Annotated in this window: 20 protein-coding genes, 3 tRNA genes and 1 pseudogene; 18 read left to right on the forward strand and 6 right to left on the reverse strand. The window is 33.1% G+C overall.

What is annotated here, in order from left to right:
• From NYQ10_RS06280 to NYQ10_RS06315, 8 genes and pseudogenes are all read left to right on the forward strand, one after another.
• Entirely contained in the window at positions 1-927 is a 927-nt protein-coding gene (locus NYQ10_RS06280; RefSeq protein ID WP_289879368.1) for a DUF58 domain-containing protein, read from the forward strand.
• 86 nt (positions 928-1,013) lie between these two features.
• A tRNA-Asp gene (locus tag NYQ10_RS06285) sits at positions 1,014-1,087 on the forward strand.
• Positions 1,088-1,694: 607 nt separating this feature from the next.
• Positions 1,695-1,768, forward strand: a tRNA-Asp gene (locus NYQ10_RS06290).
• Positions 1,769-2,004: 236 nt separating this feature from the next.
• Entirely contained in the window at positions 2,005-2,829 is an 825-nt protein-coding gene (locus tag NYQ10_RS06295; RefSeq protein ID WP_289879369.1) for a helix-turn-helix transcriptional regulator, read from the forward strand.
• Between the two features lie 200 nt (positions 2,830-3,029).
• Positions 3,030-4,466 carry a TolC family protein gene (locus NYQ10_RS06300; protein ID WP_289879370.1) on the forward strand — a complete coding sequence of 479 codons (1,437 nt, stop codon included), beginning with the start codon at positions 3,030-3,032 and terminating at the stop codon, positions 4,464-4,466.
• A gap of 65 nt (positions 4,467-4,531) precedes the next feature.
• Positions 4,532-5,584, forward strand: coding sequence for an HlyD family secretion protein (locus tag NYQ10_RS06305; protein ID WP_289879371.1), 1,053 nt, complete (start codon positions 4,532-4,534; stop codon positions 5,582-5,584).
• A 1-nt stretch (position 5,585) separates the two neighbouring features.
• Positions 5,586-7,169, forward strand: coding sequence for an MFS transporter (locus NYQ10_RS06310; RefSeq protein ID WP_289879372.1), 1,584 nt, complete (start codon positions 5,586-5,588; stop codon positions 7,167-7,169).
• 305 nt (positions 7,170-7,474) lie between these two features.
• Positions 7,475-8,002: pseudogene (locus NYQ10_RS06315) on the forward strand (HAD family hydrolase); the annotation flags it as partial.
• A 220-nt stretch (positions 8,003-8,222) separates the two neighbouring features.
• Here the strand turns inward: NYQ10_RS06315 and NYQ10_RS06320 are convergent.
• The 3 genes from NYQ10_RS06320 to NYQ10_RS06330 form a co-directional block, all read right to left on the reverse strand.
• The gene (locus tag NYQ10_RS06320) at positions 8,223-8,531 is read right to left on the reverse strand and encodes a hypothetical protein (protein WP_289879374.1); all 309 of its coding nucleotides are present in this window, start codon (positions 8,529-8,531) and stop codon (positions 8,223-8,225) included.
• A 188-nt stretch (positions 8,532-8,719) separates the two neighbouring features.
• Positions 8,720-9,511 (reverse strand): DUF6055 domain-containing protein, encoded by a 792-nt coding sequence (locus NYQ10_RS06325; RefSeq protein WP_289879375.1) that lies wholly within the window; start codon positions 9,509-9,511, stop codon positions 8,720-8,722.
• 589 nt (positions 9,512-10,100) lie between these two features.
• Positions 10,101-10,331: a helix-turn-helix domain-containing protein gene (locus NYQ10_RS06330; RefSeq protein ID WP_289879376.1), complete on the reverse strand. Its 231-nt coding sequence runs from the start codon at positions 10,329-10,331 to the stop codon at positions 10,101-10,103.
• A gap of 87 nt (positions 10,332-10,418) precedes the next feature.
• On the opposite strand from NYQ10_RS06330, the gene NYQ10_RS06335 reads away from it, so the two are divergent.
• The 3 genes from NYQ10_RS06335 to NYQ10_RS06345 all read left to right on the forward strand — a co-directional run bounded on the left by NYQ10_RS06335 (position 10,419) and on the right by NYQ10_RS06345 (position 12,400).
• Positions 10,419-10,652 (forward strand): hypothetical protein, encoded by a 234-nt coding sequence (locus tag NYQ10_RS06335; protein ID WP_289879377.1) that lies wholly within the window; start codon positions 10,419-10,421, stop codon positions 10,650-10,652.
• Between the two features lie 463 nt (positions 10,653-11,115).
• Positions 11,116-12,195, forward strand: coding sequence for an SDH family Clp fold serine proteinase (locus tag NYQ10_RS06340; protein WP_289879378.1), 1,080 nt, complete (start codon positions 11,116-11,118; stop codon positions 12,193-12,195).
• A 10-nt stretch (positions 12,196-12,205) separates the two neighbouring features.
• Positions 12,206-12,400, forward strand: a complete 195-nt coding sequence (locus tag NYQ10_RS06345; protein ID WP_289879379.1) for a hypothetical protein — start codon at positions 12,206-12,208, stop codon at positions 12,398-12,400.
• A gap of 165 nt (positions 12,401-12,565) precedes the next feature.
• On the opposite strand, the gene NYQ10_RS06350 is transcribed toward NYQ10_RS06345, so the two are convergent.
• Positions 12,566-12,647: transfer RNA gene (locus tag NYQ10_RS06350), tRNA-Leu, on the reverse strand.
• 109 nt (positions 12,648-12,756) lie between these two features.
• On the opposite strand from NYQ10_RS06350, the gene NYQ10_RS06355 reads away from it, so the two are divergent.
• The 5 genes from NYQ10_RS06355 (at position 12,757) to NYQ10_RS06375 (ending at position 18,144) form a co-directional block, all read left to right on the forward strand.
• Positions 12,757-14,145: a dipeptidase gene (locus NYQ10_RS06355; protein WP_276175485.1), complete on the forward strand. Its 1,389-nt coding sequence runs from the start codon at positions 12,757-12,759 to the stop codon at positions 14,143-14,145.
• Between the two features lie 385 nt (positions 14,146-14,530).
• On the forward strand, positions 14,531-15,631 hold the full coding sequence (locus NYQ10_RS06360; RefSeq protein WP_289879380.1) for a glycosyltransferase 61 family protein: 1,101 nt from the start codon (positions 14,531-14,533) through the stop codon (positions 15,629-15,631).
• Between the two features lie 221 nt (positions 15,632-15,852).
• Positions 15,853-16,275, forward strand: a complete 423-nt coding sequence (locus tag NYQ10_RS06365) for a hypothetical protein (protein WP_289879381.1) — start codon at positions 15,853-15,855, stop codon at positions 16,273-16,275.
• Between the two features lie 37 nt (positions 16,276-16,312).
• The gene (locus NYQ10_RS06370) at positions 16,313-16,684 is read left to right on the forward strand and encodes a BlaI/MecI/CopY family transcriptional regulator (protein ID WP_289879382.1); all 372 of its coding nucleotides are present in this window, start codon (positions 16,313-16,315) and stop codon (positions 16,682-16,684) included.
• Positions 16,681-18,144: a M56 family metallopeptidase gene (locus tag NYQ10_RS06375; RefSeq protein WP_289879383.1), complete on the forward strand. Its 1,464-nt coding sequence runs from the start codon at positions 16,681-16,683 to the stop codon at positions 18,142-18,144. Before NYQ10_RS06370 ends, NYQ10_RS06375 begins: the two co-directional genes overlap by 4 nt.
• Before the next feature lie 131 nt (positions 18,145-18,275).
• Here the strand turns inward: NYQ10_RS06375 and NYQ10_RS06380 are convergent, their stop codons facing one another.
• The gene (locus tag NYQ10_RS06380) at positions 18,276-19,640 is read right to left on the reverse strand and encodes a saccharopine dehydrogenase family protein (protein WP_289879384.1); all 1,365 of its coding nucleotides are present in this window, start codon (positions 19,638-19,640) and stop codon (positions 18,276-18,278) included.
• Between the two features lie 187 nt (positions 19,641-19,827).
• Here NYQ10_RS06380 and NYQ10_RS06385 point away from each other — a divergent pair, with 187 nt between their 5' ends.
• A complete protein-coding gene (locus NYQ10_RS06385; protein ID WP_276175478.1) occupies positions 19,828-20,214 on the forward strand; it encodes a DUF423 domain-containing protein in 387 nt (128 codons plus the stop codon).
• Positions 20,215-20,516: 302 nt separating this feature from the next.
• On the forward strand, positions 20,517-22,121 hold the full coding sequence (gene pckA / locus NYQ10_RS06390; RefSeq protein WP_289879385.1) for a phosphoenolpyruvate carboxykinase (ATP): 1,605 nt from the start codon (positions 20,517-20,519) through the stop codon (positions 22,119-22,121).
• A gap of 142 nt (positions 22,122-22,263) precedes the next feature.
• On the opposite strand, the gene NYQ10_RS06395 is transcribed toward pckA, so the two are convergent.
• Positions 22,264-23,322 carry a phytase gene (locus tag NYQ10_RS06395; protein WP_289879386.1) on the reverse strand — a complete coding sequence of 353 codons (1,059 nt, stop codon included), beginning with the start codon at positions 23,320-23,322 and terminating at the stop codon, positions 22,264-22,266.
• Positions 23,323-23,374: the final 52 nt, after the last annotated feature.

The following is a 23,374-nucleotide window of genomic DNA, read 5'->3' on the forward strand; positions in this document are numbered from 1 at the left end:
ATGAAAATAGAATCGGAAATAGAGAAAGTCTCGAGTTTTCAGCACTTAGAAATGCTGGCAAATCAGGTTGTGGAAGGTTTTATATCTGGAATGCACAAGAGTCCGTTTCATGGATTTTCGGCAGAATTTGCCGAACATAAAGTTTATAATGCAGGCGAAAGCACTAAACATATTGATTGGAAATTGTTTGCCAAAACAGACCGTTTATATACGAAGCGTTTTGAGGAAGAAACCAATTTACGTTGTCATTTGATTGTCGATAATTCTTCGTCAATGCATTATCCAGAACTAAAATCGAATCAGCCTTTTTACGAAAAGAAAATTGGTTTTGCTGTTTTGGCTTCGGCAGTTTTAATGAATATTTTGAAGAAACAGCGTGATGCAGTTGGTTTAAGCGTTTTTTCGGATAAATATGAATATTACGCTCCAGAAAAAGGAAGCGATCGCCACCACAGAATGTTGCTGAATAAATTGGAAGAATTATTAGTTCAGCCAAAAGTCAAAAAAACGACCGATACAATTACATATTTGCATCAAATTGCAGAGAAAATGCATCGCCGTTCGATGATTATTTTGTTTACAGATATGTTTCAGACTGAAGATGATGATAAGCTTTTTAACGCTTTACAGCATCTGAAACACAATAAACATAAAGTGGTTTTATTTCATGTGGTTGATAATCAAACAGAAATGAAGTTTGATTTTGATAACACGCCAAGAAAATTTATCGATTTAGAATCGGGAGAAGAGGTTTCTATTTTTGCTGATAATGTAAAAGAAGAATATGAAAAAAGGGTAGAAGCGTATTTTAAAAATCTGGCTTTAACCTGTGCAAAGAACCAAATTAAGTACGTTCCAGTAAATGTTGGTGATAATTTTGAAAAAATATTGACTACATATTTGGTTGAAAAACAAAACTTTGGATAAATATTTTAAAATTTATTTCATTTTTTTTACAAAAACACTTGCAGAAACGAAATTCTGTTATATCTTTGCAACCGCAATAACGCAGAGGTTTGGTAGTTCAGTTGGTTAGAATACATGCCTGTCACGCATGGGGTCGCGGGTTCGAGTCCCGTCCAGACCGCAATATTGGGAAAAGCCTTTCTTAACAGAAAGGCTTTTTTGCCCAAATACGGTATCTAAGATTAGTTGTGTTGTTTTGCTACGACTTTGTAACTCGTAGCTGGTTTAGTAGTTAGACCAATGAAAAGCTTTCCACTTTTGTGGATGGCTTTTTTGATTTAAGACACTTTTGGTTTTGCTTAAACACAATGAAATTTTACCGCAAAGAGCGCTAAGATTTGCGCAAAGTTCACAAAGATATTTTCTAAAGAATGCAAAGTTCGCAAAGCTTACAATTGAGAAAGCTTAGTGATTTTTTTGCCTAATCTCAATCTTAACTTAACAGTTTGTCATTTCGACGAAGGAGAAATCTCCGCAAGTAACTCTACAAAGGTTTTCCATTAATTATATTCAAGCATAAACCGTGGGTTATGTTTAGTAAAATGATGAATATTTCTATGTGAAAAACTTTCTCTGTTAATTAAAAGAAAGAAACTTCTTCTTTTTTGATTTCGTCGTCAATTTTTAAAATATTGGAATTTAACCAATTAAAAATTTCTCAAATTTTATTTGTAAAAACGCTTGCAGAAACGAAATTCTGTTGTATTTTTGCACTCGCAATAACGCAGGGTTTGGTAGTTCAGTTGGTTAGAATACATGCCTGTCACGCATGGGGTCGCGGGTTCGAGTCCCGTCCAGACCGCCTAAGTTGTTTAAAATGCCTATCATCACGATAGGCATTTTTTTATTTAAAAATTGTGGAATATTAACGCAAAGAGCGCTAAGATCTACGCAAAGCACGCAAGTTTTCTTTTAAGTAAGATTTATAAAAGTTCGCAAAGCTATATGATAAAGCTTTGCGAACTTTGTGTTTATAAGCGCAATTCTTGAAAAAATCCTTGCGTGCTTTGCGGTTAAATTTCTTCCTATCTTTATATCATGGAACCAGGAACTTTTAAAGTAGACAAATATTATATTAAAAAAGTAGATGCCGATAAAAAAAGCATTTACTGTCATCACGATATAATGGGTGAATTGTTTGTTCCGACGCATAAACACGAAAAAGCACAAATGTTATATGCAGAAGGAGACGTAGTTTTTGTAACAACTGAAACGAAATCTTACTTTCTACCTGCAAGACATTTTATATGGATTCCGGCTGGTTTAGAACACAGTATTGAGCCAAAGTCGGAACATGTAATGATGCGGAATCTATACTTTCCGGTTGAAAAAGATGAAAATGAGTTTTATAAAAATGAAGGTATTTATCCTGTCAATAATTTACTGTTGCAAATGATGCTTTTTACAAATAAATGGAATGGCGATCTTAAAAAAGGAACTCCAAATTTTACCATCGCAAAAGCTATAAAAGCTATTCTTCCGCAAATCTGCACTAATAATCTTCCTCTCGAATTACCGCAACCAAAAGACAAACGACTTGGAAAAATTCTTCGTTATATTGAAAATAATCTTGGAGAAACAATTCTATTTGCCGATGTGGCACACGAATTTGGTTATAGCGAAAGATCTTTGTATCGCTTGTTTCAAAAAGATTTAAAAATGTCTTTTATTCAATATTATACTATTCGACGAATCTTGAAGGCAATCGAACTTTTATTAGAAAGAAAACTTTCGGTAAAAGAGGTAGCTCAAGAAGTTGGTTATAATAGTGTTCCGACTTTTAGCAACACATTCTTCAAAATTTTAGGGCAAAGACCTTCTGATTACTTAAACGGAGAAGAAATTTTGGAACGTAGTAAATAGTTTTTATTTAACGCAGATTTGGCAGTTTAAGCAGATAACTGTTTGATTCTACAATTGTAAAAAATAAAATCTGGGCGTATCTGCTAAAATCTATTAAAATCTGCGTGAAAAATCACAATCCAAATAAATTTTGTAATAAATTGTTTTTCAGTGCTTTAATAAAATGTTTTCGGAAAACTATATTTTAACATTTGTCCGAAATGAATATGTTGTTGGCTTTTAATAATTATCAGTCAACAGAAAAATGCAGGAACTTTGCAGCATCAATTATTTATGTATTCATGTTCCTTAAAACAACAAACTCTAAAGAAGATTGTTTTCTCAGAAGCTTATTGATATTTCTAATCATATTAGCATTTGGCACCTTACAAGCTCAGGAAGTTCATTCGATTTCTTTGCAAGAAGCGATGAAACTAGCCAAAGAAAACAATAAAAAAGTCCTAAAATCTCAACTGGAGATTACGCTCGCAGAGCAAAACATCAAAGAAAGAAAAGAACTCCGATTGCCAGATGTAGAATTAAACGGCATGTATTCTAGAATTACCAATATTACTGAATTTAAAGGAAATGGCTTTTTGAACGGAAAAGAAGTTACAAAAGCAATTCCTGAAATCTACGAGGTAAATTCTACTTTTAAAATGCCAATTTACGTTGGAAACAAAATCAACAACGCTATTAAAATTGCGAATCAGGAAAACGAAATTGCCAAAATAAAATCAGAAAAAACAGAAAATGATATTGAACTGGAAGTAGTGGCGAATTACTTGGCGATTTATAAAATGATGGAACTTCAAAAGATTTTTGAAGAAAACATCAAAGAAGAAAAAAGCCGATTGAAAGAAGTTCTTTCGCTTCAAAAACATGGAACGGTGACGAAAAACGAAGTTATTCGTGCCGAATTGCAGCTTTCGGATCGTGAATTGAATGCGTTAACTAACTCCAAAAACATTAAAATCGCACTTCACGATCTGAAAACGCTGATTCAGCTGCCTGAAAACGAAGAAATTGCAATCGACACAACTACGAGTTTGGACGAAATGAATGGTTTAGATCCGTATGATTTTTATATGACTAAAGCGTTGCAAAATGAAGAAATGCGAGTTGCAAGCCAAGAATTAAGTATTAGTAAAACGGAATTGCAAATGGTAAAAGGAAATTATTTGCCAAGTGTACATTTCTTCGGAAATTATGGTTTTTATTATCCAAATTATAAATTCTTTCCGCCAAATCCGTATTTGTACACTTTAGGACAAGTAGGAATTGAAGCTTCTTTTGATCTTTCGTCTTTATATAAAAACAAAACCAAGATGGATCAGGCAAATACCAAAATCAAATGGCAGGAAATGCAATCTGAAATTATAAAAGACGAAATTCAAGATAAGTTATACAAAGAACATACGCAATATCAGGAAATCCTTGAAAAATTTGTTGTGGTAGATAAAGCCCTGGATTTAGCAACTGAAAATTACCGAATTGTAAAGCTGAAATACTTAAATCAATTGGTTTTGATTACCGAAATGGTAGATGCTGATAATGCTTTGCTTCAGGCGAAATACAACAAAATTTCTACAAGATTGGATGCGATTCTCAAACATTATGAGTTGCTTCATACAGCGGGAATTATGCCTCAGAGTTAGAAGTTTTTTAGAAGAAAGAAGCAAGAGACAAGACTTAGAAAATAGAATTTAGAGAATAAAAAGATATGGTTAAGATAAAAAATGAAACTAGAAGAAATAGAACGTTTCATATATTAATAACAGTAATTGCGAGTGTGCTTGTAGTAAGCGGAGTTATTTTGGGTATTTGGTTTTATGTATTCAACAGAAATCACGAAGAAACAAATGACGCGCAGGTCGAACAATATGTTACGCCAATTATGTCGAGAATTACGGGTTATGTGCAGGAAGTTCGTTTTGATGAAAATCAATTTGTGCATAAAGGAGATACTTTGGTTGTGATTGACAACAGAGAATATAAATCGAAATTAAATGTGGCTCTTGCCGATGTTCAAAACGCGCAACAAAACAACGTTGTGGCTCAGAAAAATGCACTTACAACAGCAAGTGCAACGGCAATCAATGAATCGCAATTAGAGGCTGCAAAATCGAATCTTTGGAAAACAAAACTAGAATACGAAAGGTATAAAGCTTTGGTAAAAGATGAAGCGGCAACTTCTCAGCAATTAGAAAAAGTCCGCGCCGATTACGAATCGGCACAAGCGCATTTTTCGGAAATGAAAAATAGAATTCATTCTGCAACTTTAAGTACTTCTGTTGCTGAAGCGAATGTTCCGACAACACAAACGAATATTGCATCAAAACAAGCTGTTGCTGATAATGCGGCTTTGTTTCTTTCTTACACCATTATTACGGCGCCTTACGACGGTTGGGTTGGAAAACGAACTTTACAGCCTGGGCAATTGGTAAAAGAAGGGCAGTCTTTGCTTTCTATAGTTAGTAAAGAAAAATGGATTACAGCCAATTTTAAAGAAACGCAATTGCAGTATTTAACGGTTGGGCAAGATGTAGAAATCAAAGCAGATGCTGTGAGTGACAAAACTTTCATTGGTACAATTGCCTCTTTATCACCTGCGAGTGGAGCAAGATTTTCTTTACTTCCTCCAGATAATGCGACTGGAAATTTCGTAAAAATTGAACAAAGAATTCCGGTTAGAATTCAATTAAAAGAACAAGACAAGCAAACCGATTTTTTAAGAGCAGGAATGAACATTACAGTTGTTGCTGCGCACAAATAAAATGGAAGATAAAAGTATATTTAAATCTTGGGTTCCGAAGTGGGCGATCATTATTATTTTGTTCGTCTGTTTGTTGCATTCCATGATTTTGTTGGGAGTTTATACGTCAAACGTAACGTATGCGGCAAGTTTTCTGGATATTGAACCCGAAGATTTGCAGTTTGCGATGTGCGTAACGTACGGAACTTTACTGGCAACCATTTTAATAGAAGGCCGATTTTCGAGTTTTTTCCCTGCAAAAAATTACCTAATGGCGGTTTATTCCTTAATCGGAATTACGATTGTTACATCGGCATATATTACCAATTTTTCGATTTTTTTATTGATGCGAGTTGCGGAAGGAATCTTGATGGCGCTTCCGGTAATTACAATAAGGCAGTTGCTTATTGAGCAGTTTAATTCTAAAAATGCCATTATCATCGGGTTTTCATTTTATTATGGCTCGCTGTTGTTGTCCACACCGTTTATTATGAATGTTGCCGTTTGGTTTCTAGATCATTACGACTGGAAATACATGTTGTATGTATCGGGAGGGCTTCAGGTTCTCAATGTGTTTTTAATCTTAGTTACTTTCAGAGGGCACCGAATTACAAAGAAAATTCCGTTGTATCAGATCGACTGGATGAGTTATTTTTTGGTTTTAATTTCGATTCTTTGCGGTGCCTATTTTTTTGTTTATGCCGAAAAAAAATATTGGTTCGAGTCTTCAGAAATGGTTTTAATGTTAATGATTTCACTGATAACTGGTGGATTATTCATTTTTAAAGAACGTTTGGTAAAAAGACCAAGTTTTAATTTTGAAGTCATAAAATACGCTAACCTGCGAATCGGATTCTTGTTGTTTTTCCTTTTTTACATCAGCAGAGCAACGCTGAGTTTGTGCCATTCGGCAATGTTTTCAATTTGGAATTGGGATCCGTCGCGTGTTGCGGGCGTACAATATATAAACGGTTTAGGAAATGTAATCGGACTTATTTTAGCTGCTTTCTTCTTGATGAAATCGGTTTCAACTAAAATCATTTTTATGATTGGTTTTACACTTATTGCTATTTTTCATTTCTGGTTTACGTTTCTTTTTGTGCCAGACGTAGCGTTGAGTGATATTATAATTCCATACATTTTACAAGGAATTGGTGTCGGGTTTTTATTTGTTCCATTAATCTTGTTTACTACATCTTCAGTTCCAGCAAATATGGCAGTTTCTTCTGGAATTGTTGGTGTTTCTGGACGTTTTTGGGGAAGCACAATTGGGTTTTGCGTCATGCAGAATGCGATGGTATTTTTAAACAAAAAGCACTTTTTAAAACTAAGTCAGTTTGTAACAGGTGAAAATTCTGAAGCGCAACACACTATTGCTTCGACAACTCAAAGTTTTATTGCCAAAGGATATTCGGCAGATAATGCCAATACCTTAGCCTTAAAAAAAGTATTTGGTACCATTACCAAACAAGCGACTTTATTAGCCGATATGGAGATTTATACCGTTGTCGGTTATGGTTTGGTGGTTTTGATTATTCTAATTGCTTGTAATCAGCATTTAAGACAGACGATGAATTTGGTGAAAAGCAAGATTTGGATTGGTTGATATGAATTAATCTCGCAAAGTCGCAGAGGCGCAAAGATTTTTTTACTCTCGCAGATTTGGCAGATTAAGGGGATAGTTTATTTTCTTATTTTAAGAAATCTAATCTGCTTAATCTGCCAAATCTGCGAGAGACTAATCCTTTTAATCTTATTAATCTGTGGCTTTAAAATAAAAACTTTGCGCCTCTGCGTCTTTGCGAGATTAAAAAGAAAATCTTAGCGAATCTCCGCGAAAAACCTTAGTGAATCTCTGTGTAATAAACGTTTTATACGTTATCTTGCAACCGTTAAAAACAAATAAAATATATGAGCCAGCAATGTGTAATTTTTGATATGGATGGCGTGATTTCGCACACCAATCCGCATCATGTGAAAGCTTTTGAGGCGTTTTTCGATAAATATAATGTTCCTTATACCAATGAAGAATTTGAAGAACATATGTACGGAAAACACAATAGTTATATCATGACGCATTTCTTCAAACGTCCGATTACGGGAGAAGAACTTCTAAAACTGGAAGACGAAAAAGAAGGAATGTTTCGCGAAATTTATAAAGATAAAGTAGATACAATTCCACATTATTTGGATTTTCTAAACGAATTAAAATCGCGCGGATTCAAAACAGCTGTTGCTACATCTGCGCCTCGTGCTAATCTAGATTTGATTGCAAATGCCTTAAAAATTACAGACAAAATGGATTCGATGATGTCTAGCGAAGACGTTACGTACCATAAACCAAACCCTGAAGTATATCTAAAATCAGCAGAACGCGTTGGTGTTTCTCCTTCTGATTGTGTGGTTTTCGAAGATTCTTTTTCAGGCATTACAGCGGGATTAAATGCTGGAATGAAAGTAGTTGGCGTTTTGAGTACGCATACAAAAGAACAGCTTCCGATTTGTGATTTTTATATTAATGATTATAGTGAAATTAATGTAGATAAGATTCTAGAGCTTTTGGGTAAATAAAATCCGAAAAAATTTAATTATAAATTGCCTCCCGCTTTAGCTGGAGGTTTTTTTGTAGCTTAAAAAAAGGCTTTAGCCGAAGTTATTCTTATTCTTCCAATTTCAAATACTCACGCGGAACGTTTAAAAATTCTTGATAACACCAGCTATTCGGGCAATTTTCATTCATTTCAGTATGTTCAGCGATTCTGATTCTTATGGTTTCTTTTTCGTCGTCAAGACCTTTAAAGGTTTCTCCGACTTTGAAAGTTCTTTCGCGCGTGCCAACCACACCGCCAACAGTTATAGTTGTGGTGTACGGAGCGGTGAATTTAAAATTTTTGGTTGGTTTATCATCGTCAGAAGTACAACCAAGAATTCCTAAAGTCAGAATCAAAAAGTAAAAAAATCTTTTCATAACGCCTCTTTTTGTTTAGATATCTGAATATCAGGATGGTTGCGTGAAGTTACGAAGATTTTTTAATATTTCTTTAACAAATAACTAGAAATTATTGTCGTTCTTAACAGATTAAAAATCCATTTTCGAAATAACAATTATCATTCTTATTAATCTGTGAGATTTTTGGTTTTCTAAATTGAAAACTTTTAATACTTCTCATTCAAAAAAGCAATCCAGCCTTTCTCAAATTCTTCAGGAGTAACGTTTAATGTTTTCTGAATATTGCCAAACGAAGCAATTAATTTTGGCAAAATATCTTTTCCCCATTTTTGAGTCAGATATTCTATAATTGTATATCCAATATTGTAAATCTGATTGCTTTTGTTTAGTTCTTCTAAAGTCAGATTTTTGCTCTTCGCGTATTTCACACTTATTGAATTAACTTCTCCAGCTTCAAAAATACTAATCGATTCCCAAAGCCAGCGCGGATATTCGGCACTAAACGTTTTATCAAATTCCTTTTCAAAAGTAAGTCGGTCTTGTGTAATGATGGTTTCTTTTGCCTTGTCGATTAAAATATTGAGTTGAATGCAATGCGTAAATTCATGCAAAGCCGTTTTTAATGGATCGTCTGGAAAAATAGAATTAAACCAATTGGTATAGATAAAATGAAATTCGTTCGGACCGCGACTTGTGCCTTTTGCTTTTTCTTTTAAGCCCGTAGCATTCATAAACTTAAATTGCGAACCGTAAATAAAAACCTTTATGATGTCGTGTTCTACATCTTTTAGATTTTCTCTTATTGTAGCATAATTGTCTTCAAGATGTTTGCTGACTTTTTCGGCTTCGCTTTTATAAATTCCGCTGTAAGAAACAATAAAATGTTCCGATTGAAGCGTTCGAGTTTCCTGTTTAACCGTAAAGCTTCGAGCTGCTCTTGCAAAATAAAAAACGGCAATAATTCCTAAAAGAATGACTAATAATCTGTATTTCTTCATGTGTTCTAAATGATTTTAGAGATTTAAAAACAAAATAAAATATGCAGATTTAGGTTTTTGGTATTTTAAAAATAAGGATTTTTAAAGATTAAAGTGTAAAATAATTAAAGAAATTTCTGAATTTTAAATCTTTGTTGGTTTTAATCTCGCAGAGTCGCGAAGTCGCAAAGTTTTTTTTCTGCCACAGATTATTAGGATTAAAAGGATTTTTTTTCATTGTAGCGAGAAAATATTTGTCATCTTTTCTCTGCTGATTTTAATCTCGCAAAGTCGCAGAGTCGCAAAGTTTTTTCGCATTTTTTGTCATTTCGATCCCGAGGCTTCGGGAGAGAAATCACACTAGAAATTCCGAAAAGTTTTTTTACAAAGTAGCCATACAGTTTGTCATTCTGAGGAACGAAGAATCTCCACAAGTAACTCCGCAACGATAATCACCAATCTTTGTCGAGCTTCTTACGAAGATTCTTCGTTCCTCAGAATGACAAACTAGAAGGATATGCTTTATCGAAATAAGAAAGTTAAATAAATTGCCTCCTGCTTTAGCTGGAGGTTTATTTATGATTGAAAGTGAAAGGCTTTAGCCGAATTATTATTTCAAAGGAAAATCAAGCAATTCTTTAGGTTCAATATCTAAAGCATTGGCAATTTTTACAAGAGTTTTGATCGTGGTATTTATTTCAGCTCTTTCAATTCTACCAATCTGAGTTTTACGAATATCACAATCATCAGCTAAAGCTTGTTGAGATAATCCTTTTTTTTCACGCAATTGACGAATGTGAATCCCAAGATTTGTAATAAAGATTTCTTCTGAAATATCCATATTTCAAAATTCTTAAGATTTATTTTCGACTTGACCACATTTATGTAACCAAAAGTATTATATTTGAAACGTTTAAAAAATAAGATAATGACTACAGAATATTTTTCTAAAGAAGTAGAAACTAGGCTAAAAGATTTTTTTAGTGATGTTGTGGATGTAAAAGATATGGCGAAGATGCTTCGGCAGGTAAATTATTCCCTTTCGCTAAGTTCTATGCGAGGTCGTGAAAGTGTTAATGCAGAATTGCCTCGAATTGGGGATAATTTTTACTGGCTGAACAGATTGGCAGAAGTGCTCGATCCTTATTTGGATGCTAATTAATAAAAATAAAATCTTCATCTCGACGAAAGGAGAAAGTAAAAGCAAACCAATAAAAATTGAGAGTGATTTCCGCAGTTTTTTATGGTGTACAAACTGTTGGTTTTGCTGGAAATGCTCCTTTCGTCAAGTTGGGGCATTGTTTTGTGTGTTGACAGATGTGTCAAGTTTCGGAACATAATTGTAAATATGCTGACGACTAAATTTTTATAATTTATAATGCTTTGTAAATTTAACACGTTAAATATATTAATAGAGGTAGTTTTTATAGAATCCGATACCTCATAAATGATTATGATGAAATTCACGTATTAATACCTGAAAATCTTTATTTTTTTATAATTCATAGTAATTATGTAATTTAATTAGATATATTTGATCCGTAAAATCAGGTACTTACAAAAAATAAAGGTAATTATGTAATGTATTTGGTTTAATTTTCACGAAATTTGAATAACCATCAAACATGAGTTGGAAAAAAGAAAGAAAGAAAACACCTTTTGACAAAGCTAGAGAGAAAAACAAACCAGCGGAAAATTCTATGACAGGAAACCCTTCGTTACCTTTATCGAGCCAACTTTTATCAAAAATGGAAGATGGTCGAGAATTTGAAAGTTTAACAAAATATCAATTTGCAAGTTTGAATTTAAAAGCTGAAATTCAGGCCGGCATAAAAGAAATTGAAGATATAAGGCAAAGACCTGCTGTTTGTTTTATGGCAAATACTATATCAGTAGCCGGTAATACGATGATTGAAGATTCGGATGACTTGCCTTTTGAAGAAATGATTTCTTCAATTGATTCTGGTATAAATGCGATCGATATTATATTGGAAACACCTGGAGGTTTATCCACCACTGTTGCAAAATTTGTAGATAAATTAAGAGCAAGATTTGATCATATTGGTTTTATTATCTTAAATAAGGCGATGAGTGCTGGCACAATGTTTGTGATGTCGGGAGATGAAATTGTGATGACAGGTAGTTCGCAAATTGGTCCCATTGATCCGCAAGTTAGAAGAATGAATGGAACATTTTTGCCTGCTCAATCTATTTTATATTTAATTGAAGAAGTAAAAAAGAGAGGGAATGACAATATTGCCAAGGGGAAGCCAATTGATTGGACAGATCAATTTTTGATAAATGGCATAGATAGAATTGAAGCAGGGAATGCTATGATTATGAGTTCAAAGTCTATAGATATGGTTGAGAATTATTTAGATAAATATAAATTTAAAGAATGGACAACTCATAAAGATGGTTCTCCTGTCACGGTTGTTGAGAAAAAAGAGAGAGCTAATGAAATTGCTAAATTACTTTGCAATCATGAAAAATGGAAAGATCATGGATATGCAATTGATAGAATTACAGCATGGGAGGTTTGTCAATTAAAAATTACTCATTCAGAAAATATTTCAGGAATGGATAGAGCAATGAAGCGAATGTGGGCTTTAATGTATTATCTTTTTCTAAATACACAGATACAAAAAGTTTACGTTTCATCAAATTATGGGATAATAAGAACTTTTAAAACGATTACTAAATAAAAATTAAATTATGGAAACAAAAAATCAAATTTTAAAAACTCTAGGTTTTAGTGATGAGTTTATTGCTCAAATTAATGCCTCAAATAAATTTGTGTGCCATGAACCTCAAGCAGATTTTGAAATGACTTCTGTTGAAACTGAAGATTTTACTGATTTAATTATTGAAGAAGTAGATTCTCCTTTTAAAAGTGAAATTATTCTTTAGAATTCTCATTATAATTGAAGAAAGCCACTTATTTTAAGTGGCTTCTTTGTTTTATACTCTATATAGTTTAAGTCGTTTAGGGTTGTATTTTAAAAACATGAAGTAAAAATATCAAACATAATAAAACAAAAAAGCTTCTGAAAAAATATTCAGAAGCTTTTTTAGTGCGGATAATAGGACTCGAACCTACACGCCTTGCGGCACCAGATCCTAAGTCTGGCATGTCTACCAATTTCACCATATCCGCGGAATTGTGGGTGCAAAGATAAGCATACTTTCCAATTATCAAAGACTTTTTTCAAAATTTTTTTTAATTCTCTTTTTTGTACTTTTGGTTTTCTATAAAAATAATTTAAATGGAAAATATTAAGTCCTACGTTCAACAACATAAAGATCGGTTTATCAACGAATTGATCGAATTATTAAAAATTCCGTCGGTAAGTGCCGACACTGCATATTCTCAAGATGTTATTGACACAGCAGAGGCTGTAAAAGAAAGTTTATCAAAAGCAGGATGCGATTATGTCGAAACTTGCGACACTCCAGGTTATCCAATTATCTACGGAGAGAAAATTATAGATCCAAATCTTCCAACGGTTTTAGTTTACGGTCACTACGACGTACAACCGCCAGATCCATTAGAATTATGGACTTCGCCACCTTTCGAACCCGTTATCAAAACTACAGATATTCACCCAGAAGGCGCCATCTTTGCGCGTGGAGCGTGTGACGACAAAGGTCAGATGTACATGCACGTAAAAGCGTTAGAATATATGGTGCAAAATAATAATTTGCCTTGCAACGTAAAATTCATGATCGAGGGAGAAGAAGAAGTAGGTTCGGCAAGTTTGGCTTGGTTTGTAGAACGCAATCAGGAAAAACTGAAAAACGACGTAATCTTGATTTCAGATACAGGAATGATTTCTAACCAACAACCGTCTATCACAACAGGTTTAAGAGGTTTGAGTTATGTTGAAGTAGAAGTTACAGGTCCGAACCGCGATTTGCATTCTGGTTTATACGGTGGAGCTGTGGCGAACCCAATTAATATTTTGGCAAAAATGATTGCTTCTCTTCATGACGAAAACAATCATATCACGATTCCAGGATTCTACGATAAAGTTCAGGAATTATCTGCAGAAGAAAGAGCTGAAATGGCAAAAGCGCCTTTTAGTTTAGAAAAATATAAAAATGCTTTAAACATTGCTGATGTTTATGGCGAAAAAGGTTATGTAACAAACGAACGCAACTCAATTCGTCCGACTTTAGACGTAAACGGAATCTGGGGCGGTTATACTGGCGAAGGTGCAAAAACGGTTATTGCGAGCAAAGCTTTTGCTAAAATCTCGATGCGTTTAGTTCCAAATCAGGAATGGGAAGAGATTACAGAACTTTTCACTAAACATTTTACAAGTATTGCGCCAGCCGGAGTTACTGTAAAAGTAACGCCGCATCACGGTGGTCAAGGTTATGTAACGCCAATTGATAGTATTGGTTATCAGGCGGCAAATAAAGCCTATACAGAAACGTTTGGAGTTCCAGCAATTCCGGTTCGTTCTGGAGGAAGTATTCCGATTGTAGCTTTGTTTGAAAAAGAATTAAAAAGTAAAACAATCTTAATGGGATTTGGTTTGGATTCTGATGCTATTCATTCGCCAAATGAACATTTCGGAATCTTTAATTACTTGAAAGGAATTGAAACTATTCCGTTGTTTTACAAGTATTTTGTGGAGCTTTCTAAGTAGTTTTTTTAACCGCAAAGAGCGCTAAGAATTTACGCAAAGTTCGCTAAGATTTTTTTTAAGTAAGATTTATAAAAGTTCGCAAAGCTTTATCATATAGCTTTGCGAACTTTGCATTTGTATGCATAATCTTAAAAAGAAACCTTGCGTTCTTTGCGTTTAAATTTTTCTCACTATAAATTCGTTCAGAAATGAGCGGATTTTTTCATTTTTATAGGTTTTAAATTTTATTTTTTTAATGTTAAAATTTTAATATTGACTTTGTGATTTGTTAGGTAAATTAAGTTAAATTTGATTTTATTATCATTATGCCCCTTTTGATATTGAATATTATTCTTTTTTGAAAAACTTTCTAATGTTATTTTAATGTTGATTTTAATATTGAACAATGAACTTAATTGAAAAAAAAATTAGATTTACGCCAATAGCATATACTAGATATCTTAAAGGAATAAAAAAATCACATGCCATGTTTCGCGAGGGAGACATTTTAGATTATCTTGCTGTAAAATCATGGCAGGTTGCTCCCGGAAACACTACAATTTCGCCAAAAGCTTTTTTTCTAGACGGACAATTAGATCGTATTACGGGTACGGCCTATACAAATGATCCGTTTAAGGAAATGCATGGTGGTTTTGAGGTTGAACATGACGAAACACGTGCTTATAAGCTCAAAGATATCTGGATGATTAATGGTTTTATTTATAAAGGACTTCATAATTTTAGACTTCATCCAGCTTTTCAGCTTTCTAATAGAATGAATTATTTTCCGCAAATTTTAATTGATACGGAAATAGATAATGCTTCACTTTATAGTACTTCTGAAGGGAATCAGTTTTTTGGTCTTTGGCTTACAGATGATTGTACAAACTATAAATTGGCAGCCGAAGAAGGAACTCCAGTAACTACCAATATTTTTACAAGTCCTCATATGTTTGAATATGAGAGATTATTGGGTATGAATCCTTATAAAACTAATGGAGCCTATATAAAAAACGCCGTATTTATTGATGATGATTGGGGTAATAATAATAAAAAACATGAATTATTTGATGAAAATAAAGCCTCATTGTTATCAAATTTTCAAGGTTATTCTCGCCATCCTGGAGTATTTATATTGCGCCGCAATTCGGGAAAAACTCGAATAATGTTAAATGAAATCGAAATTGCAGAAAGGTTACGAGATCAATACGGATTTAAAATTGTAGATGTTACTAAGCAAACTGTACATGAGATTATTACAGCTTGTGTAGGCGCTAAAATTGTTATTGGAATTGAAGGAAGTCATCTTATGCACGGATTGATGGTGCTTGAGCCAGGAACATCTGTTTTAACATTCCAGCCTCCTAATCGCTTCTGCGGAGTTCTAAAAATAACTACTGATATGCAAAACCTAAACTATAGTTTTGTTGTTGGAATTCAAAAAGAAGAAGATTTTTATGTTGATTTTGAAGAGGTTCAAAAAACTTTAGAATTGCTTCCTTTTTAGAGGTTCAAAATGGCAAATTAACAAAGATTCAGAGGGCTTATTAGTTTTTTTAAGAAACAATTTATTTTATTAATTCTCATTTTTATCGTTTTTAATCAATTAGAGAAACTGTCTATTTGATTGGTTATTTGTTTTTTAAATTAAAAAAAGAAAACTTTTTCTTGCTTTTTTAGAATTTAATTCTACATTTGTAGAGTTGAATCTATAATTGTAGAATTGAAATGTTTAGAAAAATACTTTTTTCAATAATCTTATTATCTTTTTTCGGATGCAAATCGAAGCTTATTAATCAGAAAATCGATAAAAAGAGAGAAGGGAAATGGGTTGATATTTATGTTCAGGATAGTATAGAATATAAATCGATCGAATTTTATAAAAATGATCAGCCTGTCAAAAAATGGAAAACTTTTATAAACGGAAAACTTTACAAATTAGAAAAATATAAAAACGGAATCTGTATTGTAAAAAATTATTACGAAAACGGAAAACTGGAATCGAAAGGGAAAACCAAATTAGAAATAAGCGACACAGAATCGCATTGGTTTTATTTTGGAGAATGGAAATTTTACTCCGATAAAGGAAAATTATTTCAGATTAGAAAATATGAAAAAGGAGAATTGATCTCTGAAAATACTATAGAATAAAAAACTCAGAATCTTAGCAACTTAGAACCTTAAAAAAATGCAATTATCAAATTCAGAAGAACAATTAATGGAGTATTTATGGAAGCTAGAAAAAGCTTTTATGAAAGATTTGCTTGATGCATATCCAGAACCTAAACCTGCAACGACAACGGTCGCGACTTTATTAAAACGAATGATCGGAAAGAATTTTGTAGCGTATAACGAATTCGGAAATTCGAGAGAATATTATCCTTTGGTGAAAAAAACAGATTATTTCTCCAAACACGTAAAAGGATTGATTAGTAGTTTCTTTAATAATTCGGCTTCGCAATTTGCTTCTTTTTTTACAACCGAAACCAATTTGTCGGCTTCGGAATTGGAAGATCTTAAAAAAATAATTGATTCAGAAATTCAAAAAAAGAAAAAATGATAGACTTTTTTATAAAATCGACGATTGCATTGTGCGTACTTCTGGGAGTTTATTATTTACTTTTAGAAAAAGAAAAATTTCATCAGTTTAATAGGTTTTTCTTGGTTTTTAGTATTCTATTTTCTTTTGTACTGCCTTTTATTACAATAGAAATTGTACAAGAAGTGGTAAGCACAGCAAACAGTACCGTGGTAGTTCCTGGTGCGATTACTGCAAATGTTGTAAAAGATGAGGTTTCGATCTACTTGATTTGCGCTTGGTTTTTGTATGGAATAGTGACAACACTTTTGTTTTGCAGATTTGCGATCAACTTACTTAAGTTGATTAAAAAATCAAAATCGGGTGTAAAAATAAAACATCAAAATGCAACATTGGTTTTGTTGCAAGAGCAGACATTGCCCTATACTTTTCTAAACACCATTTTCATAAATGAATTGGAGTATCAAAATAATAAAATAGAAACAGAATTATTTACACACGAGCTAATTCACGTAAATCAGAAACATTCTCTTGATATTATATTGATTGAAGTCATTAAGAATGTTTTTTGGTTCAACCCAATTTTTATTTTTTATAAAAAAGCTATACAACTAAATCATGAATTTCTTGCCGATGAAAAAGTTGTAAAATCACATAAAAATGTTTCGTTTTACCAGAATTTGCTGCTGTCTAAAGCGAATCAAAATCCAGTATATTACTTGGCCAGTAATTTGAACTATTCTGTAACTAAAAAAAGATTAATTATGATGACAACCACAACATCTCCTTCTAGGGGATTATTTAAAAAGACAATTCTTTTACCATTGTTTACTGGACTTGTTTATTTTTTATGCACTAAAACAGTAGCTCAAGAAATAAAAACAAATAATGAAACTGCTTCCCAAAAGAGATCTTATTCAAATTATTACGACAAGACAACTTTTAAAATAAAGAATGATAAAGGTGTTGTAGTAGCAGAGAAAAAATACAAAGATCTTACACTGGCTGAAAAAAAGGTCGTGCCAAATGTACTTGAGGGATTAAAATTTCCTCCAACTAAAGAGGAGATGGCTGCGAAAATCGAAAAAGGAGGCCCAGAAACGGTAGAGATTGATGTATATGATCCAAAAAATCAAAAAGTTAAAAAAGAGGAAGGAACTATTTATAAAACAGTAGATTTAACTGAAAACCCAACTTATCCAGGAGGTATGGAGTCTTTTTATAAATTTATAGGAGAGAATTACAAAATTCCTGTAACGCCAGCAGATGTAAAGTTGAAAGGCAGGGTTTATATTAATTTTATAGTAGAAAAAGACGGCTCTTTGACAGACTTTAAACTATTAAGGGATATTGGGTATGGTACGGGAGAAGAGGCAATTAGAGTGCTTAAGCTTTCTCAGAACTGGATACCAGGGAAAGTTAACGGAGAGCCAGTTGCAACAATGTACAGTTTGCCAATTACGATTCAATCTAAAGAATAGGTTTTTTGAGGTTTAGAGCTTTGTCTCTTTGAACCTTCAAAAAAAAATCCGCTTCTATGCGAATAGAAGCGGATAAAATTAAAAAACTAATTAAAAAAAAATTCTAAAAATAAAAAAATGCAGAATCCAGTCTAAAAAAGATCTGGATTATATCCAAAATACGGTACTTTTTGCTCATTAAATATGACGCCGTATTCTTCTAATTCTTTCAATATAGGCTCGTAAACTTCTTTTTTTATCGGAAGCTGAACGCCTGGAGTTGTGATTTTCCCGTTCAAAATCAATAAAGTTGCAATTGCAACCGGAAGTCCGACTGTTTTTGCCATTGCAGTATAAGTTTGATCGTCGCCAATACAAACCATTTTAGAATCGATTTGTTTCTTTTCTCCATTCAATTCATAACCAAATTTGTGATACATTACGATCATATCTTTATCGTCTGGTTCTAAAGCCCAGCTATCGGTTAAGATTTTTTCTAAAATCTGCGCTGGAGTTGCATGCGGAAGATTTACTTTTTTGTTTGGGTTGAATAAATCAAGTTCCAAAAGTTTATCCCACATAATATCGTCTTGATCGATTTTTAAAATCAAGCGTGTTTTAATTTCCACAGAATCTGTAGGATGATAAGGCAGAAAAGAATTGATAAACTGACGATAACTCATATCTTCAGAACCTTCAATTATATAACTATCATCGGTCATTCCGAGTTGAACAAACATATTCCAAGCGCGAGAATAACCTACTCTTCTAATTGTTCCTCTGTATAAAGTCAAAATATCATCCAAACCATAAATAGATCTGTATTTGAGTGAATCACGGTTTGAATAGGCTTCAAATTTTCCGTAACCTTCTACTTCCAGAAATTCAGTTCTACGAAATAAAGCACTGTACGGAATATATTTATAAGTTCCTTCTTGAATAAATTTTGCTGCGCCGCCCTGTCCCGCTAAAACAACATTTCGAGGCGCCCAAGTAAATTTATAATTCCATAAATTGTTATCAGATTCTGGAGCTACGAGTCCACCGCAGAAAGATTCAAACAAAAGCATTTTTCCGCCTTTTGCCCGAATTTCATCAATAACTTTCATGGCGCTCATATGATCGATTCCAGGATCAAGACCAATTTCATTCATAAAAATCAAATTGTTCTTTATGGCTTCTTCGTTTAAAGCCTGCATCGGATCACTTATATAGGAAGCCGTAACCAAATGTTTTTTGAATTCTAGACAATCTTTTGCAATTTCGATATGCAAATGTGCTGGAAGCATAGAAATTACGATCGAAGCATTTGCAATCGCTTTTTTTCTTTCAACGGAATTAAAAATATCTAAAGCAAGGGGAGTGGCATTAGGATGTTCTTGCGTTTTAGCTTTCGCTAAAGGCAAAGAAAGATCGGCTACAGTTAAATGCAGTTGTTCTTCAGTAGATTTAGATAATAAATACCGAATCAAAGACGATGCAGATCTTCCTGCTCCAATTATTAAAACGTTTCTCATGTTTTAAATATTTAACACAAATATATTTAAATGTTATAAATGTAACAATATAAATTAAATAAAAGAGAATTTATTTTTAAAAATTAGATAAAAAATAATTTGATTTTGTTCTAAATAATATGGAAAGTAAAGCGATTTTTTGAATGCTTTGAAGTATTTTTGTGTCAAATTTCAAAAGATATAAATCATGAAAAGAAAACTTGTTCTTACTGGAGCTTTTATAGGTATGTTAGCTATTATTTTGGGTGCTTTTGGTGCTCATTTATTAAAGAAATATCTTTCGGTTGATCAATTAAATACTTTTGAAGTTGGTGTTCGTTACCAAATGTATCACGCTCTTTTTCTGCTTTTTCTAGCTACTCAAAAAGATCTTGCAGAAAAAACACTAAAAACAATTTATAATTTTATAGTAGCTGGTGTTGTTCTTTTTAGTGGTTCAATCTATTTGGTGGCTACAAAAGACTATACTTTGTTTTATTCTAAAATTATCGTATTCGCAACTCCAATCGGTGGTTTTCTATTAATTATAGGTTGGGCGCTATTATTCTTTACGATTTTGAAGCGAAAATCATAAAATCCCGAAAAAAAAATTCTGTCTAAGAATTAATCTTTAATTTTGTCACATAAATAACATATAGCTTTATTTATGTGATTTTTTGTTGTTTTATGTTTTTAAACAAAAATAATATAACAAAAATTACTTATAAGGCTGACAATAAACAAATTAAAGGCGCTTATTTTTTTGTTTTTATTTTTTTTTAAAGTGAAATTTTACTTTTTTGATATAAATCAGAGTGAAATTTGAGTATTTTGAGTCAAATAAAAATTAATCTGTAATTTTGCTTTAAACAAAAAACCACAACATAACTTAAATTTATGGACACTAACACAGTTTTCGCGCAATCGATTTCGTTAAAAGAATTAGGAATTGAAAATGCAAAAGTTCGTTATCAACTATCAGCAGATGAATTACATGCTATTACGTTGCAGTCAGGACAAGGTGTTGAGAATTCTACCGGAGCGTTAGCAATTAATACAGGTGAATTTACAGGTCGTTCTCCACAGGATCGTTTTATCGTAAAAGACGATGTAACCAAAGACGAAGTTTGGTGGGGAAATGTAAATATCCCGTTTGAACCTCAAGCTTTTGATAAGCTTTATAATAAAGTAACAGCATTTTTATCAGACAAAGAAGTTTTTGTTCGTGATTCTTATGTATGTTCTGATGCAAATTATAGATTGAATGTACGTGTTGTAACAGAAACAGCTTGGTCAAATTTGTTTTGCTACAATATGTTCTTACGTCCGGAAGAGTCAGAATTGGCTAATTTTTCTCCAGAATGGACAGTAGTTTGTGCTCCAAGTTTTATGGCAGATCCTGAAGTAGACGGAACACGCCAATCTAATTTTGCTATTTTAAATTTTACTAGAAAAATTGCTTTAATTGGCGGAACTGGTTATACAGGAGAAATGAAAAAAGGAATTTTTTCTGCATTGAATTTTATTCTTCCAGTTTTCAAAAATACGCTTCCAATGCACTGTAGTGCGAATGTTGGAGAAGATGGAGATACAGCGATTTTCTTTGGTTTATCTGGAACAGGAAAAACAACTTTATCGGCTGATCCAGAACGTAAATTAATCGGAGACGATGAACACGGATGGACAAACGAAAATACGGTTTTCAATTTTGAAGGTGGATGTTATGCGAAAGTAATTAACTTGACTGAAGAAAATGAACCAGACATTTTTAGAGCAATCAAAAAAGGAGCGCTTTTAGAAAATGTAGTTTTCAAAGCCGGAACAAACGAAGTAGATTACGATGATGTTTCAATTACTCAAAATACTCGTGTAAGTTACCCAATAACACATATTGATAATGTGCAGCCTGGTTTGGTTGGACACAATCCTAAAAATATATTTTTCTTAACGGCTGATTCTTTCGGAATTCTGCCTCCAATTTCAAAATTGACTCCAGGTCAAGCTGCGTATCACTTCATTTCTGGGTATACAGCAAAAGTTGCTGGAACAGAAGCAGGAGTAACAGAACCACAACCTAATTTTTCTGCTTGTTTTGGAGCGCCTTTTATGCCTTTGCATCCAACGCGTTACGCTGAAATGTTGAGCAAAAAAATGAAAGATGCGGGAGTGAAAGTTTGGTTAATCAACACAGGATGGACTGGTGGACCTTACGGAACTGGAAGCCGTATGAAATTGAAATACACACGTGCGATGATTACTGCGGCCTTAAAAGGCGAATTGGATAATGTAGAATACGTTAACCATTCTGTTTTTGGAATTGCAAAACCACAATCTTGCCCGAGCGTTCCAGAGGAAATTTTAAATCCTAGAAATACTTGGGAAGACAAAGATTTATACGATAAAAAAGCGTTAGAATTGGCTCAGAAATTCAAAGCTAATTTTGCGAAATTTGAAGAGTTTGCAAATGCTGAAATCTTAGCAGGAGCACCGATTACAGAATAAAAGAAATTCATTAATTCAAATAAAAAAAGCTGTTCATTATCTGAACAGCTTTTTTGTTTGGTTTCCAATCGCAGTAAAAAAAATAAAAAAAAATAATAGAACACTGAAAAACTGCGACTGAAAAACCTCAAAAAAAAATAAATTATTTTTTAGCTTCGTCAATACGTTTTTGTATTAAATCCCAAGCATAATAATGGAAAGTCATTCCGTTGCTCATCGCTACGAAAAGTCCGTTTTTGTATGCTCCGCCTAAGTTTAGACTTGTTACATCTGCACCGTCACATTCTACGGTAGAAGTTGGAATTTCAGCCAATAACGGATAACTGTTTGGATTTCCTTTTGCACCTTCTCTTGGGTAAACCATAAAAGTATTTGCCTGCTGATTTGATACTAAAATATATCCTGTAGAATCTGTTTTTTTGTAAATTGCGATTCCTTCATTATCAGCTTTAAAATCTTTTTGCCCAAAAAGAGCCAATTCCTTATTATCGTTTAAAGCTGGATCTGCATTGTATTTTCTAATTCCGAATTGTTCGTCACAATATAAAACTGTTCCTAATTCGTTGTCCACAGCAATGGCTTCGATTTCTTTTTTACCACTGTAATTACCGAATTTACGAACCACTTTTGCCGTAGCGAATTTTCCGTTTCCAGAAAGTTCATATTGCCATAAATAACTTCCAGATGGACCCGTTTTTCTTCCCACAATGGCAAAAATCTTTCCGTCAGTTTTACGCGTGTACAAGGCAATTCCCATTGGGTCGCGTTGTGCTTCTCCTTCAAAAACAGGAATTCCGCCGTTATCAATTGGTTCTAAATCAGGTAAACTAAAAATTCTGATTTTATTTTCTTCACGTTCTGTAGTTACCGCAACGTCTACTTTTTTTCCGTCAATAATTAATCCGTAAGCGATATCAACATTATTTGGACGTTTAAGAGTAATTGATTTTTTAAGGATTTTTCCATTCAAATCAAAAGCATACAAACCGCCGTCTGTGTCTTTGTCTGTTCCAACAATAATACTTTTTGTAGCGTCTGCTGGATTAATCCAAATTGAAGGATCGTCTGTATCGTGAGGCAAAGCTTCTGTAACTGCAGTTGGTTTAACCGCATTTGGCTGAATTGGCGCTAATTTATCGTCTTTACAAGCTGTAAAAGAAATACTTAAAAGTAAAAGAGCAACTAATGATTTATTTTTCATTTGTGTTATATATTTTAATGCAATTAGACAGAGCGATTAAACTCTGTCTAAT

The sequence above is a fragment of the Flavobacterium johnsoniae genome, assembly GCF_030388325.1.
Lineage (GTDB): Bacteria > Bacteroidota > Bacteroidia > Flavobacteriales > Flavobacteriaceae > Flavobacterium > Flavobacterium johnsoniae_C.

Excerpts from the sequence above, each read along its gene's own strand:
- NYQ10_RS06395 (WP_289879386.1), bottom strand. The coding sequence starts at position 23,322 with ATGAAAAATAAATCATTAGTTGCTCTTTTACTTTTAAGTATTTCTTTT.
- NYQ10_RS06375 (WP_289879383.1), top strand. The coding sequence starts at position 16,681 with ATGATAGACTTTTTTATAAAATCGACGATTGCATTGTGCGTACTTCTG.
- NYQ10_RS06340 (WP_289879378.1), top strand. The coding sequence starts at position 11,116 with ATGAGTTGGAAAAAAGAAAGAAAGAAAACACCTTTTGACAAAGCTAGA.
- NYQ10_RS06360 (WP_289879380.1), top strand. The coding sequence starts at position 14,531 with ATGAACTTAATTGAAAAAAAAATTAGATTTACGCCAATAGCATATACT.
- NYQ10_RS06345 (WP_289879379.1), top strand. The coding sequence starts at position 12,206 with ATGGAAACAAAAAATCAAATTTTAAAAACTCTAGGTTTTAGTGATGAG.
- NYQ10_RS06355 (WP_276175485.1), top strand. The coding sequence starts at position 12,757 with ATGGAAAATATTAAGTCCTACGTTCAACAACATAAAGATCGGTTTATC.
- NYQ10_RS06310 (WP_289879372.1), top strand. The coding sequence starts at position 5,586 with ATGGAAGATAAAAGTATATTTAAATCTTGGGTTCCGAAGTGGGCGATC.
- NYQ10_RS06370 (WP_289879382.1), top strand. The coding sequence starts at position 16,313 with ATGCAATTATCAAATTCAGAAGAACAATTAATGGAGTATTTATGGAAG.
- NYQ10_RS06280 (WP_289879368.1), top strand. The coding sequence starts at position 1 with ATGAAAATAGAATCGGAAATAGAGAAAGTCTCGAGTTTTCAGCACTTA.
- NYQ10_RS06320 (WP_289879374.1), bottom strand. The coding sequence starts at position 8,531 with ATGAAAAGATTTTTTTACTTTTTGATTCTGACTTTAGGAATTCTTGGT.
- NYQ10_RS06335 (WP_289879377.1), top strand. The coding sequence starts at position 10,419 with ATGACTACAGAATATTTTTCTAAAGAAGTAGAAACTAGGCTAAAAGAT.
- NYQ10_RS06380 (WP_289879384.1), bottom strand. The coding sequence starts at position 19,640 with ATGAGAAACGTTTTAATAATTGGAGCAGGAAGATCTGCATCGTCTTTG.
- NYQ10_RS06300 (WP_289879370.1), top strand. The coding sequence starts at position 3,030 with ATGAATATGTTGTTGGCTTTTAATAATTATCAGTCAACAGAAAAATGC.
- NYQ10_RS06330 (WP_289879376.1), bottom strand. The coding sequence starts at position 10,331 with ATGGATATTTCAGAAGAAATCTTTATTACAAATCTTGGGATTCACATT.
- pckA (WP_289879385.1), top strand. The coding sequence starts at position 20,517 with ATGGACACTAACACAGTTTTCGCGCAATCGATTTCGTTAAAAGAATTA.
- NYQ10_RS06305 (WP_289879371.1), top strand. The coding sequence starts at position 4,532 with ATGGTTAAGATAAAAAATGAAACTAGAAGAAATAGAACGTTTCATATA.
- NYQ10_RS06365 (WP_289879381.1), top strand. The coding sequence starts at position 15,853 with ATGTTTAGAAAAATACTTTTTTCAATAATCTTATTATCTTTTTTCGGA.
- NYQ10_RS06295 (WP_289879369.1), top strand. The coding sequence starts at position 2,005 with ATGGAACCAGGAACTTTTAAAGTAGACAAATATTATATTAAAAAAGTA.
- NYQ10_RS06325 (WP_289879375.1), bottom strand. The coding sequence starts at position 9,511 with ATGAAGAAATACAGATTATTAGTCATTCTTTTAGGAATTATTGCCGTT.
- NYQ10_RS06385 (WP_276175478.1), top strand. The coding sequence starts at position 19,828 with ATGAAAAGAAAACTTGTTCTTACTGGAGCTTTTATAGGTATGTTAGCT.